Here is a 15,098-nt window from a genome sequence, read left to right on the forward strand (position 1 = left end):
GATGAGCGAAGCACAGAACGGCAGTGCAACCAGGTATATCGGCAAGTCCATCAAGCGCCGCGAAGACAAGCGCCTGATGAGCGGCCAGGGCAGGTTTACGGACGACCATCAGTTCCCGGGCATGGTGTTCGCGGCCTTTGTGCGTTCACCCCACGCCCATGCCAATGTGGGCGACATCGACACGTCGGCGGCACGGGCACTGCCCGGCGTGATCGGCGTGCTGACCTATGCGGACATCCGGGGCAAAGTCGGCGACATCCGGCCAAACTGGGTGGTCGGCAATTCGAAGGTGCCTCCGCATCCTCCGCTTGCCGCCGGGCGCGTGCGGTACGTGGGCGAAGCCGTGGCGATGGTGTTGGCGCAAACGCGCGAGATCGCCGCGGATGCTGCCGAACTCGTCACTGTCGACTACGAAGAGCTGCCACCGGTGGTCGACGCGGAAGCCGCGCTGACCGACACCGCGCCACAGCTTCACGACAATGTGCCGGGCAACCGCATCGGGGTGTTCCGCATGAAGGGCGGCAACTACGAGGATGCACTGAAGCAGGCCGACCGGGTCGTGTCGATCCGGCTGGTCAACCAGCGGCTGATACCGAGCCCGCTCGAACCGCGGGCCCTGTGCGCGAACTTCGACCCGGTCGACGAGCGTCTGACGTTCATCGTCCCGACGCAGGTTCCGCATATGTCGAGGCGATGGCTGGCGGAGACCCTCGGATGGCCGGAGAACCGGGTCCGCATCGTCGCGCCGGATATCGGCGGCGGGTTCGGCTCAAAGATGCATTTCTATGCGGAAGAGGTGCTGGTGGCCTTTGCGTCCCGGCATTTCGGCGTGCCGGTAAGCTGGACCGAGACCCGCAGCGAAAACCATGTCGCAACCACGCACGGCCGCGCGCATACCGAGTACGTGGAAGCGCCCGTCACCCGCGACGGCAAGGTGCTGGGGCTGCGCCTGCGGTCGTTCGCCAACCTCGGTGCCTACCTGTCGAATATGGCGACAGGGATTCCTACCATCAACACGGCCAACTACGTCACCGGCAACTATCAGATTTCGTCGGTCGACCTGGAAGTGAACCTGGTGACGACCAACACCACGCCGGTCGATGCCTACCGCGGTGCCGGGCGGCCGGAAGCCGCCTATATCATCGAGCGGATGATGGACGCCGTGGCGTGGGAACTCGACATCGACCCGGTCGAGCTGCGGCGGCGCAACCTGGTGCAGTCGCACCAGTTTCCGTATCAGCCGCACGACGGTGCGCGCGGCAAATGGGACTCGGGCGACTACGAGGCATGCCTGAACAAGGCAACCGAGCTCATCGGCTACCGGCGCTGGCGGGAGGAACAGGCCGCGCTGCGGCAGAAAGGGAAATATATCGGCATCGGGGTGATCTGCTATCTCGAGCTGGTGGGCATGGGCATTTCACCGATGCTGGAGAAGGTGGGTTTCAACCGGGGCGGCTGGGAGAGTGCGCATATCCGGGTGCATTCCGACGGCAAGGTCACGCTGTTCAGCGGTTCGATGCCGCAAGGCCATGGTCATGCCACCAGCTTTGCGCAGATCGTTGCCGAAGCGCTGCAGTTGCCGATGGAAGATATCGACGTTGTGCAGGGCGACACCGACCGCGTGCTGGCGGGCCATGGCACATTCAATTCGCGTTCCATGCCGGTCGGCGGTACCGCTGCCTATGCGGCGGCCGGCAAGATCGTGGCGAAAGCCCGCCGGATCGCCGCGATCATGCTCGAAGTCCCCGAGGAGGAAGTCCAGTATGTGGATGGCCAATTCTCCAGCGCCACGAACCCGGCCATTATCTCCTTCGCCCAGGTCGCAAGAATGGCATACCTTGCGCACAAGCTGCCCCGGGATTTCGAAGCAGGGCTGGATGAGCGCGTCTTCTATGAGCCGGTCGCCCTGGGCGCGCCGAACGGCTGTCATGCAGTGGTTGTGGAAGTCGATGCGGAGACCGGCACAGTGACGATTCTTGACTATGTGGCGGTGGATGACGTGGGCGTGATGATCAATCCCATGCTTTGCCACGGGCAGATGCACGGCGGGATTGCGCAGGGGATCGGACAAGCCCTGTTCGAAGAGGGCAAGTACGACGAGGCCGGGCAATTGCTGTCGGGGTCGCTGCTCGATTATGGTTTCCCGCGCATCGAGCAGGTTCCCCGCATGCGCACCGGCTTTCATGTCTCGCCGGCCCCGTCGAACCCGCTGGGCGTCAAGGGCATCGGGGAGGCGGGCTGCGTCGGCGCGCCGCCCGCAGTGGTCGCTGCTGTCTGCGACGCCTTGAAGCCATTCGGGATATCCCATCTCGATATGCCGCTGACGCCGCCAAAGGTCTGGCGCGCCATTCATGACAAGAGCCGGAGCGCAGCATGATTCCCTACGAAGTTGAATACCTCAGGGCGAGCAGTGTGCAGCAGGCGCTGTCCGTCCTCGCGCAGAACCCCGAGGCGAAGCTCCTGGCCGGCGGCCATACGCTGCTGCCGATGATGAAGCTCCGGCTGGCGCGGCCCGAATTGCTGGTGGATATCGGCCGCCTGCCGGAACTGCGAGGTATCGCCGTGCACGAGGACTCCGTGTCGATCGGCAGCGCCACGACCCACGCTGAACTGGAAGCCAGCGCGGACCTGAAGCAGCGGGCGCCGCTGTTTTCCCTCGCCGCCAGTGTCATCGCCGATCCCACGGTGAGGAACCGTGGCACGATCGGCGGGGCGCTGGCGCACGCCGACCCGTCGGCCGACTGGCCGGCTGTCGTGCTCGCGCTGGGCGCCGAGATGGAGGTGATGGGCGAACAAGGCATGCGGCGCATCCCCGCGCATGAGTTCTTTGTCGGCTTTATGTCGACGGCCGTGGCGCCGGGCGAGGTCCTGACACGCATCCATGTGCCACTGCCAGCGCCAGGCCGGGTCGCCTATCGCAAGTTCCGCCATCCGTCGTCTGGCTATGCCGTGGCTGCGGCGGCCGTCGCTGTCGACGTTGGCAACGACGGCTACGCATGGGGGCGGATCGGCATCACCGGCGTTGCTGATGTCGCATTCCGCGCAAGGGAGGCCGAGGCATTGCTCGAAGGCAACTTCACGGACCTCGCGGGCAAGGTGGATGACATTGTCGAAACGGCATTCACTGGCGTGAACGCGCTGGAAGACAACTTCGCAGACGGAGCGTACCGGCTCCAGCTTGGCAGGGTGATGCTGAAACGCGCATTGCTCGATGCCCTCGGTTCACAGGGCTGAAGCACCGAAACACCGGGGGCAGGCTACGATTGCGTGGCGGCGCGTGGCCTTGCCCTTGGCTTGCTTGCCGCGGCGTGCGACGGCTGTGACGCCGCGGCGGCCTTTTTCCGGCCCGCTGCCAGCAGGCCGGTCAGCACGAACTGCTGCACGCTTTGCCGCCATTGCGCCAGCGCGACTTTCGGGCGCGGGCTCGGGCCGGTCGGCTTGGCACTGAAGAACATGCTGACGCCATGCATCGCCGACCACGCACAGCGCACCATCATGTCGTCGAACTGCTCAGCCAGATGGTTCTCCTGGAAGTAGTCCCGGACCGCGCCGGACAATAGCTGGTAAGACGCGTTGCCGGCTTCCAGCAGCTCCGGATACTTCTCCTTGTCTTCGATCTGGGGCCCGAACATCAGATAGAACAGGGCTGGGTGCTTGACGGCAAATTCGATATACCCGTCCATGACTGTGAGCAGCCGCACCTCCGCGTTCATCTCGCGCGAGAGCCGGGCCCGGCGCACCGCCACCAGTTCACGGAATCCCTCAGTGGCGATCGCGGCAAGCAAGCCTTCCTTGTCGGCAAACTGGTTGCGGGGCGCACCGTGCGACACCCCCGCGAGCTTGGCCGCCGAGCGCAGGGTCAGTCCGTGGACGCCCTTGCTGGCCAGGATCTCCCGGCCACAGCGGATCATCTCTTCCCGCAGATTGCCATGGTGATAGCTCTGGCGGCCAGTGGGAGTCGTGGAGGAGGTCATGGAAATTTCGTTGATGGTGTCGTCAGGCCTCAATATTAGCGCCAACCCGTCCTCGCTCCTCAGTATGCAGCGTCGGGCAGTGGGAGTCCGCTAACGTGTGTGGCTGGCAATCACCAGGACGTCGTCGAAAGCGATGCGCGAACCATCTGCGCGCGTCAGCGGCGGAGCCACGATCTCTTTGCCGGTTTCTTTGTCCACGAATACATTGACGCGCCGCCTCGGTCCCCCCCAGCGCTCTGCCCATGCCTTGAGGCTCAGGTAGGTCGGCAGGAAGTCGCGCGCGCTGTCGCTCAGGACGTAGGCGCAGCGCGTGCCGCCTGCGATCGGCTGGCGTACCAGCAGTTCATGATCGGTCATGGCCTGGAGGCGGGCACTCAGGATATTGGAGGCGATGCCGAGCCGGCGCTCGAACTCCTCGAAGCGCGTCGCGCCATAATAGGCTTCGCGCAATATCAGGATGACCCAGCGTTCGCTCAGCACTGCCGCGGCGCGTGCAACGGGGCAGGGCATCTGCAGGAATCGGGCGCTAGGCATATCGTTCTGGGTTTCCGCTGGTCAGTCCTGCTACAGGGACGTCTGGAGCGCCTCGACAATTTCGGTGGACAGCGCTTCCGATCGCACGGCGCGCGCCAGCACGAGCCCGCCAACCATGGCGGAAAGCGTCACGATGGCATCCTTGCGGGAAGCCTCGTCATCAGCCCCGGCAATCATTTCGATCAGCGCGGCAACCCGTGCCTCGAAACGCCGCCGTGTTTTTGCGTCCAGCCTCGACACATCGGGTCCGAGCGCTGCGATCGCGCAGCCGGATCCGGGATTGTCGCGGTGCTTTTTGCTCACATATGCATGGATGATGGCCTTCTTGCGCTGCCCGGGCGAGGTAGCGGCCGTTGCCTGCTCCAGCGCCACCATGGTCTGGTCGAAGGCAGCGTCGATCGCCTCGGAAATCAAGGTGTCCTTGGATTCGAAGTGTGCGTAGAAACCGCCATGGGTTAAACCGGCACTCTTCATCAACTGCGCCACGCCGATGCCGTTGACACCGTGCTTGCGCAATTGCGTCGAGGCCGTCTTGACGATGTGATTCCGAGTCTCAGCTTTTTGGTCGGCCGGATAGCGCATGATCTATTGAGCAGAATGAAGGGACGTCTGTGTCTCTGCAATATATAGCATTACGATCATCATTGCATCCGGATTGCAACCGGGACCAGCGGAGGCACACGGCCGGCGCCGAGCTGTGTGCTTAGGGATAGCACCAAGGGGCGACAACGTGTTCTGCCTTGACCGGGCGGGTTCCCCTGTCTAGGATGTAGACGGCGGATACATTATGCCGGTGAAACGGTGGAAGCGAAGGGCGGAAGACAGCGTCCGCGTTGGTCGGCAACGCGTAACTGCCGCGGCGACATCGCTTCGTCGGCTATTGATATGACGATCATCATGCTATGTGCCACTCGCCGAAGCGCACCGGACCATGAACCGGCACACGACAGGCAAACGCTCGAATAACGATATGGAGGAGTCGCATGAAACCACAGCTCACAGGCTCGCCGGGAACGATAGACGTCCAGGCATTTATCGACCACCAGAAGTTCTCCCCCTACCAATGGCTAGTGCTGACCGTCTGCTTCCTGGTGGTCGCGGCGGACGGCTTCGACACCGCCGCGATCGGCTACGTAGCACCGACGCTGATCAGGGAGTGGGGCATCTCGAAGCTGGTGCTGGGCAACGTGCTCAGCGCATCGCTGGTTGGGCTTGCCTTCGGTGCCCTGATCGCAGGGCCCTGTGCTGACCGGTTCGGCCGCAAGCTGGTGCTCGTTGCGTCCGTTGCGGTCTTTGGCCTGTTCAGCCTTGCCACTGCGTCCGCGGCATCCGCCGCGGAGTTGTCGGGCTGGCGCTTCCTGACCGGCCTTGGGCTCGGTGCAGCCATTCCGAACGCGACCACGCTGCTCGCGGAGTATGCCCCGGCGCGTCGTCGGGCGTTCCTGGTGAACAGCATGTTCTGCGGCTTTACGCTGGGCGCGGCCGGGGGCGGCTTTCTTGCTGCGGTCATCATTCCCGCTTTCGGCTGGCGCAGCGTCTTTATCGTCGGCGGGGCGATTCCGCTGGTCCTTGCCGTAGTCGCGCTTGCGCTTCCGGAGTCGATCCGCTTCATGGTCCTGCGGGATTGGCCGGCCGACAAGATCAGGGTGGTGCTACGGCGCATCGCAGGTTCGGCTGACATCGCGGCGTCCCGGTTTACGTTGCCGGATGATCAGGCCGACACGTTGCGGTCTCCGCTCGGGCTGATCCTGTCACAGAGGTTCCGGACCGGAACCTTCATGCTGTGGACCACCTATTTCATGGGTGTGCTGGTCTTCTACCTGATGACCAGCTGGATGCCGACGCTCGTCAAGGAAGCCGGCGCGACGTTGGCTGAAGCCTCGCTGATTGCCGCGCTGTTCCCGCTGGGCGGCACGCTGGGCGCCATGGCTTGCGGCTGGCTGATGGATCGTATCGATCCACATCGCGTGATCGCGGTGGCCTATTTCTTCACCGCCGTATTTACGCTGGCAATGGGGCAGGCGACCAGCGGGGCATACCTGACCCTGTTGACGCCGATCGCCGGGCTGTTCATGGGGGCGGGCCTGGTTTCCATGCCGGCGCTGGCGGCTTCCTTTTATCCGACCCATGGCCGCGCCTGTGGAGTGGGTTGGATGCTGGGAATAGGGCGCTTCGGCGGCATCCTTGGGGCGGTTTCCGGCGGCACGCTGCTGCAGCTTGGCCTCGGCATGAGTTCGATTCTCAGCATCCTGGCCGTGCCATCCCTGCTTGCAGCCATCGCGGTCGCCGGCAAGGGGATGACAGGCGCAGGGCAGCCGGCGCAGCCAGCTGACGTTGCCAGCGAAGCGTGACCCGGTGTTTGGCCCCGGAATTGACGAGATTGCGGCCTGCTAAGCTTGCCCGGGGCGGCGGATGCAGGCCGGACCGGTAGGGATGAATTATGGAAAGCGTGGATCTCGAAGTCTTGCGAAGCAGTGTCCGCTGGGAAGAACAAGGACACCATTGCCTGCTGGTGACGGTGGTCCGTACCTGGGGCTCTTCGCCGCGCCCGCCGGGCGCGATGCTGGCGGTCCGTGGCGACGGCCTGGTCGTAGGGTCGGTATCAGGCGGCTGTATCGAGGACGACATCATCGACCGAACGCGCCGCGAAGGCATTTGCTACAAAAGCCCTGAGGTGATCCGATACGGTATCAGCGCGGAGGAGGCACACCGTTTTGGCCTGCCCTGCGGCGGCACCATCGAACTGGTGGCAGAGCCGGTATCCGCCGCGAGCGGATTGCGCGACTTGCTGGATGCAGTGGAAGCCGGCCGGCTCGCGACGCGCAGGCTCGACCTGGCTACCGGCATGGCGACGCTGGGGCCTGCCACCGCCACCGATGGCCTGATGTTCGACGGCAAGGTGCTGTCGACCGTCCACGGGCCGCGCTACCGCATGCTGGTGATCGGTGCCGGGCAGCTTTCGAAATACCTCTGCGAAATCGCCGTCGGACTCGGCTTCGATGTGACGGTCTGCGATCCGCGTGAGGAATATACCGAGACCTGGGCCATCCCCGGCATCACCATGGTGCGTACCATGCCGGACGACACCGTGATAGAGATGTCGCTGGATGAACGCAGCGCGGTGGTTGCGCTGACGCACGATCCCAAGCTGGACGACCTGGCGCTGATGGAGGCGCTGCGCACCCCGGCGTTCTACGTTGGTGCGCTGGGTTCGCGCCGCAACAACCAGGCGCGGCGCGAGCGCCTGCGGGAATTCGACCTGACTGGCCAGGACCTGGCGCGGCTCCATGGCCCTGCCGGAATCTATATCGGCAGCCGCACGCCGCCGGAAATCGCCATCTCGATTCTTGCCGAGGTGGTGGCTGCCAGGAATCAAGTCTCCCTGCCGGACGTGCTGAAGGTGGAGGAAGCCAAGGCCGCGCGGGAGGTGCCGGCCGATATCAGTGGCGTCTGTCTGGCAGCGGTGCATCCGTGAAGCTCCGGCACACTGGCATACAAGGAAGCGCCGGCGCGGGCTGCTCCCGCGGCGGCGCTGCCTCGTCAAGCAGTGGCTGCCGGAATGTCGGGGTTGCCATCACCGGAATGCGGCGCGACTGGTGATGCGTCGGGACTTCTGTCACCTGCGTTCGCGGGAAGCCGGATCCTGAACCACATCGCATACATCGCCGGCAGGAACACCAGGGTCAAGACCGTGCCAGCGAAGGTGCCACCGATCAGCGTGTAAGCCAGGGTGCCCCAGAACACCGAATGCGTCAGGGGGATGAAGGCGAAGATCGCCGCCAGCGCAGTCAGGATCACCGGCCGGGCACGTTGCACCGTGGCCTCAACGACAGCATCGAACGGCCCCAGGCCCTCACGCTGGTTCTCGTCGATCTGCCCGATCAGGATCAGCGTATTGCGCATCAGGATGCCAGACAGTGCGATCAGGCCGACCAGGGCATTGATGCCGAACGGCTGCCGGAACAGCAGCAGGGTCGGCACCACACCGATCAGTCCCAGCGGGCTGGTTGCCAGCACCATCACCATGGCCGAGATCGAGCGGACCTGCACGATGATGATCAGCAAGGTCAGTGCCAGCATGATGGGGAACAGAGGCTGCAATGCGGCCGTGGCCTTGTCAGATTCCTCGATGGCTCCCGCTTGCTCAATGCGGTATCCATCCGGCAGTTTTGCGATGATGGGCTGCAGTTGCTTGTGAACGGCGGTGGACACGTCGGGCGGTTGCAGGCCATCGGCGATATCGCCGCGCACCGTAATGGTTGGCATGCGGTCGCGCCGGCGCAGGATCGGGTCCTCCATCCGTATGTCGATGGTGCCGACCTGCGAGAGCGGAATACGCTGGCCAGCGGCCCCGACCAGGGTGAAGCCGGCGATCTTCTCCGGATCCAGGCGTATGTCGCCGGCTGCGCGCGCAAGGACCTGCACCGAGCGGATGTCCTCGCGGACTTCGGTGACGGGCAAGCCGCTGAGGAGAAACTGGAGCTGCTGCGCGACCGCGCTGGAAGTCAGGCCAACGGCCTGCAGCCGATCCTGGTGGAGCTTGAAGTGCAGCGTGGGCGTGCGCGTGCCCCAATCGGTATTGACGGTGCGCATCAGTGGGCTGGCGTCCATCACCTTGCGCATGTCTGCAGCGATAGCCCGCAGCGTCTCAGGGTCCGGTCCCGATACCCGGAATGCGACCGGGAACGGCGAGTACGGGCCGAACACCAGCTGGGTCACACGTACGCGCGCCTCGGGCGCCAGTCCGTCGGCGATGGACTGGCGCAGCCGCGCCTTCAGGGCTTCGCGTTCTTCCTCGCTGCCCGTCAGCACAATGATCTTGGCAAAGGAGGGATCGGGTAGCTCCGGCGCCAGGGCAAGATAGAAGCGGGGCGCGCCCTGACCGATGTAGGCGGTAACGACCTTCGCTTCCGTCTGCTTCGCGAGCCAGGCCTCAACCTTGCCCGCGGCCGCGCTGGTCTGGCTGATGGAGGCACCGTATGGCATCTGGACTTCCACCAGTACCTCGGGGCGGTCGGAAGTGGGGAAGAACTGCTTCTTCACCACGCCCATGCCCAACACGGCCACTACAAAGCTGCCTACGACCACGCCGGCCACGATCCACTTGCGCTGGATCACGCGTCCCAGAAGACGCCGGAAGCGGTTGTAGTTAGGCGTATCGTAGATGGCACCGTGGCCGCCTTCTGCCTTCCGGATCTCCGGCAGCAGCTTGACCCCCAGGTAAGGCGTGAAAGCAACCGCTACGATCCAGGACGCAATCAGCGCAATGCCCACGATCCAGAACATGTTGCTGGTGTACTCGCCTGCCGTGGAGCGGGCAAAGCCATTGGGCATGAAGCCGATCGCCGTCACCAGGGTCCCGGACAGCATCGGCGCGGCGGTATGGCTCCAGGCATAGGCGGAGGCCGCGATACGGCTGTAGCCTTCCTCCATCTTCACCACCATCATTTCGATGGCGATGATGGCATCGTCCACCAGGAGGCCCAGCGCAAGAATCAGCGCGCCGAGCGTGATGCGATCGAAGTTCTTGCCTGTCGCGGCCATGACGACGAATACCGCCGCCAACGTCAACGGTACCGCCGCAGCAACGACGATGCCCACGCGCCATCCCATGCTCAGGAAACTCACCACCATGACCACGAGCAGAGCGACGAAGAATTTGACCATGAACTCGTCGACTGCCGAACTGATGTTGACCGACTGGTCGGTGACCTTGGTCAGGCTCATGCCTAGTGGCAAGGCCGCATTGATCGCCGTGACTTCCGTATCCAGGGACTTGCCCAGGTCCAGGCCGTTCCAGCCTTCGCGCATCACGATGCCCAACAGCAGCGCTGGCTCGCCGTTATTGCGGATCAGGAATGATGCGGGGTCCTCGTAGCCGCGCTCGATCGTTGCGACATCCGACAGCTTCAGGGTCCGTCCCTGGGCCGCTACCGGCGTGTCGCGAATCTTCTGCAGTTTATCGAACGCGCCGTCGAGGCGGATGAACACCTGAGGCCCGGCGGTGTCGATCGAGCCTGCGGGCGTGAGGGCGTTCTGGCCATTGAGAGCCGCGAAGATGTCCTGTGGCGAGACGCCCAGCGTGGCCAGGCGTTCATGCGAGAACGACACGAAGATCCGCTCGGACTGTTCGCCGATGATGTTCACCTTCTTCACACCTGCCACGTGGAGGAGGCGCTGCCGCAATGCCTCGGCATCGCGCGCCAGCCGCCGCTGTGGCTCGCCCTTGGCCTTCAACGCGAACAGCGCAAAGGTCACGTCCGAATACTCGTCGTTCATGATGGGGCCAATGACGCCGGCAGGCAGATGGCCAGACTCGTCCATGAGCTTCTTGCGTGCCTGATAGAACTCTTCCTGGACCTCGGACGGCGGTGTGCTATCGAGCAGCGTCACGGTGGTGAACGCCAGGCCGGGGCGCGTATAGGTTTCCGTGCGCTCGTACCAGCGCAGTTCCTGCATGCGCTTTTCCAGTTTCTCTGCCACCTGGTCCTGCATTTCCTGCGCTGTCGCGCCTGGCCAGGCGGTAATGACCGTCATCGTCTTCACAGTGAAGGCCGGATCTTCCGCACGGCCCAGCTTGAAGAAGGCAATGACACCCGCCACCGACACCAGAATGATCAGGAACAGCGTGACGGATCGTTCGCGGACCGCGAGTGCCGAAAGATTGAAGCCACTCATTGCTGCACTCCACGATCAGTAGCCGCGCCGGCGTCTGCTTTGTTTGCTGCCACGATGCGGACCTGCGCGCCTTCGCGCAGCAGATGGGCGCCGAGCGCCACGACCTGGTCGCCGATCCTGAGGTCGCCAGCGACTTGTGCGGCCTCGTCCCCCAGGCTGCGCACCTTCACCGGGCGCCAGGTAACGCGGGTCTTGTGGCTATCGAGCACCCACACGCCCGGGCCTTTGCCGGGATCGAACAGCGCACCGATTGGCACCTGCAAGTTGGCTTGCGCCGATGCGCCTTCGTCTGGAATCTGGATGGTGACGGTTGCGCCAAGCGGGGCATCGGCCAGCGCGCCATCCAGCACGTACCTCGCTTCATACGTGCGGGTCAGCCGGTCCGCAGAGTCGGAAAGCTGCCTGAGTTTCGCCGGGACGCTCTGGGTTTCCTTGCCGTAAAGAATGGCCTGAGCAATCGATCCGACAGACGGGCGCAGGGTTTCCGGCAGGTGGACAATCGCTTCGCGGCGACCCGCATGCGCGACGCGTACCACCACCTGTCCGGCATTGATGACCTGGCCAGCGTCAGCCAGTGTCTCTACAACAACGCCGTCCGCATCAGCGACCAAGACCGCATAGCTAGTGGCGTTCTTTGCGACATCTGCCTGGGCTTCAGCCGCATTGCGCTGCGCCCTGGCCGACTCCGCTGCCGCCTTGATCTGATCGTAGGCCGAAGCCGACACGGCTCCGGACGCCACCAGGTCGCGATACCTGGCCTCATCCTCGGTGGTCTGCCTGGCGCGCGCTCTGGCGGCAGTGACTGCTTCTTGCTGGGCGTGCGCCGTCAGCTTCAAATCGTTGGGATCGATGCGCATCAGCGGCTGGCCGCGCCTGACGGTCTGGCCTGTATCAACCAGCCGCTCCAGGACTTTCCCCGAGACACGGAAACCCAGATCGCCCTGGAATCTTGCGGCAACGGTTCCCGTGAATGACCGTGAGGCTGCGGAGCTGCTCTGAACTACTCCAACACGGACCAACGGGGCCTGTGTGCGTGGATCTGGCGGAACCTTGTCGCTGCAAGCGGTGAATGCGAACGGCAGCAGAAAGGTGGCGGCGGATGTTGCGAGTCGGCGCGGAAGCATGAGGTCACTCCCCTGAAAATGGAAGACAGGACCTCAGTATTGTTCGTGTGACCAATTTAGTCAATGGTCACAAAAGATATGTGGTGCTTAAGGCGCCAGACTGCGCAGTATCAGGCTGGAAAGCAGGGCAGGCGCCTCCTCGGCCACACCGAGGTTGTGCTGCAGCAATAGCGGATCGATGTACGTACGCATGACGAGATAGATGCCATTGGCGGTCTCATCCAGTGGCGTCTTGCGCTCGAACTCGCCGGAGTCCCGCCCGTCCCGCAGGATCTGCACGATGAGTTGCTTGAGGTGCTCTTCGTACGCACCAACGGGCTGCCACCTTTCCGCGGCAGCGGCCGCTGCAATGGCGTAAAGCTTGCGGTCCTGGAAGAAAAGGCGCACGCCTTCTTCCACCAGCGACTTGAACAACCTGCGCAAGCGTTCGGAGGCGGTGGGAACGGCCGCGATGGCCTCATCCACCGCACTGGCGATAGCGCCCAGGCAGTTAGCACAAATCACTTCGCCGATCGCCTGCTTGGAATCGAAGAACTTGTAGATGTACGCCTTGGAGAAGCCAATGGCCTTGGCCAGGTCGGACACCGTCGTCTTCTCGTATCCATACAGGCTGAAGTGCTCGGTGGCCGCCTCGACGATCTGGGAGCGGACGGCGTGCTCGGAAGGTCCCCGCTGAAGGGAAGCATTAGGCAAGGTTTCGGTCATTTCCTGAGATTACCCTGTGAATCCTCGATTGACAACGAGTGACTATTTTATAAAATAGTCACAACGTCCATCGTCTCGAAACAAGGAAATCATCCCATGCCCTCCCGTCGCTCCCTTGCCCTTCTGCTCAGTCTCGGCGTTACAGCGGGTTGCGCGGTCGGCCCGGACTACAGCAGGCCGGCCGCCCCTCTGCCGGACCGCTACCTGGGCCAGTCCCAGCTTGAACAGGGGCATGCGGCGGCGCCCGCCAATCTCGTGACCTGGTGGGAGGGGTTTGGCGATCCGCTGCTGACCCGCTTCGTGTCAGCGGCGCTCGAACAGAACCTGGACCTGGCGCAGGCGGCGGCGCGCGTCGCCCAGGCGCGCGCCGGACTCGGCATGGCCAACGCGGCATTGCTGCCTTCGGCCGGGGTCAGCGCACAGGCCGCCAGAGCGCATCAGTCGGTTGAAACGCAGCTGGGCCAATTGCTCAACGCCACGCCTGGCTTTGACCGCTATGGCAACAGCTATGAAGCCAACCTCGGCGCCACCTGGGAGATAGACGTGTTCGGCGGCCTGCGCCGCGGGCGGGAGGCTGCCGTGGCGGACTACCAGGCATCGGAAGCGGGCGCGGCGGCGACGCGTCTCGCCGTGGCCGCGCAAACCGCGGACCTGTACATCACCATACGGGGCCTGCAATCGCGCCTGGCCATTGCCCGGCAGCAAGCCGACACGCAACAGAAGCTGCTCTCGACGGTCGGCCTGCTCTACGGCAAAGGCCTTGCGGCTGAGCTGGAAGTGCGGCAGGCCGAAGGCGCGCTGGCCGAGGTGCGGGCAAGCATTCCGGTGCTTGAGGCCGGACTCGAGGCCGCGCTGAACGGGCTGGACGTCATGCTTGGAACCCCGCCCGGCACCTATCGCACCGAACTGGCTTCTCCCAAAGCGATTCCAGTCGGCCCCCAGATCGCTGGCGCGGGGGCGCCCGCGGACCTGCTGCGGCGCCGGCCCGATCTTATCGTCGCGGAGCGCCGCCTGGCCGCGGCCAATGCACGCATCGGGGTAGCCATTGCGGAGTACTACCCGAAGTTCTCACTCAGCGCGTTGTTGGGCAGCGCCACCGCGGTGGCAAGCGGGAACCTCTTCTCCGCCGGTGCGAGCCAGGCGGCGGGCGTGGTGGGTTTGCGCTGGCGCCTGTTTGATTTCGGCCGCATCAATGCCCAGATCGAGATGGCACGGGGCCAGGAAGCCGAGGCCCTGGCAGCGTATCGTCAAGCGGCGCTTCGCGCGACCGAGGATGTCGAGAATGCCTTCTCCGCGCTGATCAGGCGTGAGGAACAGGCTGGGACGCTGGCGCAGGGTGAAACCTCGCTCACCCAGGCGCGAAACGCCTCATTTGCCGCTTACCAGAAGGGCGTCGTCCGCCTGATCGAGGTCTTGCATGCCGATGAGCGCTTGCTGAGGACCTCCGATGCCAAAGCGCAAGCGCAAACCGAATCAGCGCGGGCCGCCGTTGCCGCGTTCAAGGCGCTCGGCGGCGGCTGGCAGCCTGCTTTGGCGTCGTAGGTTCAGGGTGCCTTCTGCGTTCTGCGCGGTCGCAACCAATAAGCGGAAGACAACGCGGGCCGCGTGGCCGCTGCTGGCCTACCCTCAGGCGGGCCAGGCGCCCCAACGATGCGCGGGTCAGACGAGATGGATTTCAACGTCGATATTGCCGCGGGTGGCCTTGGAGTACGGGCAGGTCTGATGGGCGGTATCCACCAGAGCGCGGGCGGCTTCGGGATCCACACCCGGCAGGCTTACGGTGCGGGCCACCGATGCATTAGAGCGCTTCGGCGTATCTGACCTGTGGCAGCCGGCGCGCGGTTTTGCAAACGCATGTATCCGGCTGCCTTGCTGATACAGAGACATACAAAGAAGCCAGAACGGTCAGCTGTCGACTTGTTACGCTTGGTTCTAAGCCAATATTTCTGCCCACCAGCGCGGCGTGCGCGGACCTCGCGTGCATCGAAGTGATCAGGAAAAACTACGTCCAATGGCGCGTCGATCGGTCCCGAAAACAGGTAGGCCACGATGCGCGCGGGGGCAAGGCCCGTCGCGCCGTTTT

The 15,098-nt window shown here is 64.1% G+C and carries 11 protein-coding genes and 1 pseudogene; 5 read left to right on the forward strand and 7 right to left on the reverse strand.

Features of this window, described 5'->3' with window-relative positions; genetic code table 11:
• Position 1 precedes the first annotated feature (1 nt).
• Together ACOCMH_RS07105 and ACOCMH_RS07110 are read left to right on the forward strand one after the other, a co-directional pair.
• Positions 2–2,377, forward strand: coding sequence for a xanthine dehydrogenase family protein molybdopterin-binding subunit (locus ACOCMH_RS07105; protein WP_427306194.1), 2,376 nt, complete (start codon positions 2–4; stop codon positions 2,375–2,377).
• The gene (locus ACOCMH_RS07110) at positions 2,374–3,234 is read left to right on the forward strand and encodes an FAD binding domain-containing protein (RefSeq protein WP_427306195.1); all 861 of its coding nucleotides are present in this window, start codon (positions 2,374–2,376) and stop codon (positions 3,232–3,234) included. Before ACOCMH_RS07105 ends, ACOCMH_RS07110 begins: the two co-directional genes overlap by 4 nt.
• Positions 3,235–3,257: 23 nt before the next feature.
• On the opposite strand, the gene ACOCMH_RS07115 is transcribed toward ACOCMH_RS07110, so the two are convergent.
• From ACOCMH_RS07115 to ACOCMH_RS07125, 3 genes are read right to left on the reverse strand one after another with little or no spacing between them, the layout of a single operon-like run.
• The gene (locus ACOCMH_RS07115; RefSeq protein ID WP_427306196.1) at positions 3,258–4,007 is read right to left on the reverse strand and encodes a TetR/AcrR family transcriptional regulator; all 750 of its coding nucleotides are present in this window, start codon (positions 4,005–4,007) and stop codon (positions 3,258–3,260) included.
• Between the two features lie 57 nt (positions 4,008–4,064).
• Positions 4,065–4,508: a winged helix-turn-helix transcriptional regulator gene (locus ACOCMH_RS07120; protein ID WP_427306197.1), complete on the reverse strand. Its 444-nt coding sequence runs from the start codon at positions 4,506–4,508 to the stop codon at positions 4,065–4,067.
• 30 nt (positions 4,509–4,538) lie between these two features.
• A complete protein-coding gene (locus ACOCMH_RS07125; protein WP_306852964.1) occupies positions 4,539–5,090 on the reverse strand; it encodes a TetR/AcrR family transcriptional regulator in 552 nt (183 codons plus the stop codon).
• Between the two features lie 401 nt (positions 5,091–5,491).
• Here ACOCMH_RS07125 and ACOCMH_RS07130 point away from each other — a divergent pair, with 401 nt between their 5' ends.
• Positions 5,492–6,859: an MFS transporter gene (locus tag ACOCMH_RS07130; protein ID WP_427306198.1), complete on the forward strand. Its 1,368-nt coding sequence runs from the start codon at positions 5,492–5,494 to the stop codon at positions 6,857–6,859.
• Positions 6,860–6,948: 89 nt separating this feature from the next.
• Positions 6,949–7,983: an XdhC family protein gene (locus ACOCMH_RS07135; RefSeq protein WP_427306199.1), complete on the forward strand. Its 1,035-nt coding sequence runs from the start codon at positions 6,949–6,951 to the stop codon at positions 7,981–7,983.
• A 65-nt stretch (positions 7,984–8,048) separates the two neighbouring features.
• On the opposite strand, the gene ACOCMH_RS07140 is transcribed toward ACOCMH_RS07135, so the two are convergent.
• From ACOCMH_RS07140 to ACOCMH_RS07150, 3 genes are all read right to left on the reverse strand, one after another.
• Positions 8,049–11,186: an efflux RND transporter permease subunit gene (locus tag ACOCMH_RS07140; protein ID WP_427306200.1), complete on the reverse strand. Its 3,138-nt coding sequence runs from the start codon at positions 11,184–11,186 to the stop codon at positions 8,049–8,051.
• Complete coding sequence (locus ACOCMH_RS07145; protein WP_427306201.1) at positions 11,183–12,310, reverse strand: efflux RND transporter periplasmic adaptor subunit; 1,128 nt, start codon at positions 12,308–12,310, stop codon at positions 11,183–11,185. Before ACOCMH_RS07145 ends, ACOCMH_RS07140 begins: the two co-directional genes overlap by 4 nt.
• An 87-nt stretch (positions 12,311–12,397) precedes the next feature.
• The gene (locus ACOCMH_RS07150; RefSeq protein ID WP_306852969.1) at positions 12,398–13,015 is read right to left on the reverse strand and encodes a TetR/AcrR family transcriptional regulator; all 618 of its coding nucleotides are present in this window, start codon (positions 13,013–13,015) and stop codon (positions 12,398–12,400) included.
• Positions 13,016–13,111: 96 nt separating this feature from the next.
• On the opposite strand from ACOCMH_RS07150, the gene ACOCMH_RS07155 reads away from it, so the two are divergent.
• Positions 13,112–14,557, forward strand: coding sequence for an efflux transporter outer membrane subunit (locus ACOCMH_RS07155; RefSeq protein WP_427306202.1), 1,446 nt, complete (start codon positions 13,112–13,114; stop codon positions 14,555–14,557).
• A gap of 117 nt (positions 14,558–14,674) precedes the next feature.
• On the opposite strand, the pseudogene ACOCMH_RS07160 reads toward ACOCMH_RS07155, so the two are convergent.
• Positions 14,675–14,794 (reverse strand): annotated as a pseudogene (locus ACOCMH_RS07160) (peroxiredoxin); the annotation flags it as partial.
• Positions 14,795–15,098 lie beyond the last annotated feature (304 nt).

Source organism: Cupriavidus sp. H39 (assembly GCF_050271075.1).
Taxonomy (GTDB): Bacteria; Pseudomonadota; Gammaproteobacteria; order Burkholderiales; family Burkholderiaceae; genus Cupriavidus; species Cupriavidus necator_B.

Excerpts from the sequence above, each read along its gene's own strand:
- ACOCMH_RS07155 (WP_427306202.1), top strand. The coding sequence starts at position 13,112 with ATGCCCTCCCGTCGCTCCCTTGCCCTTCTGCTCAGTCTCGGCGTTACA.
- ACOCMH_RS07105 (WP_427306194.1), top strand. The coding sequence starts at position 2 with ATGAGCGAAGCACAGAACGGCAGTGCAACCAGGTATATCGGCAAGTCC.
- ACOCMH_RS07135 (WP_427306199.1), top strand. The coding sequence starts at position 6,949 with ATGGAAAGCGTGGATCTCGAAGTCTTGCGAAGCAGTGTCCGCTGGGAA.
- ACOCMH_RS07145 (WP_427306201.1), bottom strand. The coding sequence starts at position 12,310 with ATGCTTCCGCGCCGACTCGCAACATCCGCCGCCACCTTTCTGCTGCCG.
- ACOCMH_RS07150 (WP_306852969.1), bottom strand. The coding sequence starts at position 13,015 with ATGACCGAAACCTTGCCTAATGCTTCCCTTCAGCGGGGACCTTCCGAG.
- ACOCMH_RS07140 (WP_427306200.1), bottom strand. The coding sequence starts at position 11,186 with ATGAGTGGCTTCAATCTTTCGGCACTCGCGGTCCGCGAACGATCCGTC.
- ACOCMH_RS07125 (WP_306852964.1), bottom strand. The coding sequence starts at position 5,090 with ATGCGCTATCCGGCCGACCAAAAAGCTGAGACTCGGAATCACATCGTC.
- ACOCMH_RS07110 (WP_427306195.1), top strand. The coding sequence starts at position 2,374 with ATGATTCCCTACGAAGTTGAATACCTCAGGGCGAGCAGTGTGCAGCAG.
- ACOCMH_RS07130 (WP_427306198.1), top strand. The coding sequence starts at position 5,492 with ATGAAACCACAGCTCACAGGCTCGCCGGGAACGATAGACGTCCAGGCA.
- ACOCMH_RS07120 (WP_427306197.1), bottom strand. The coding sequence starts at position 4,508 with ATGCCTAGCGCCCGATTCCTGCAGATGCCCTGCCCCGTTGCACGCGCC.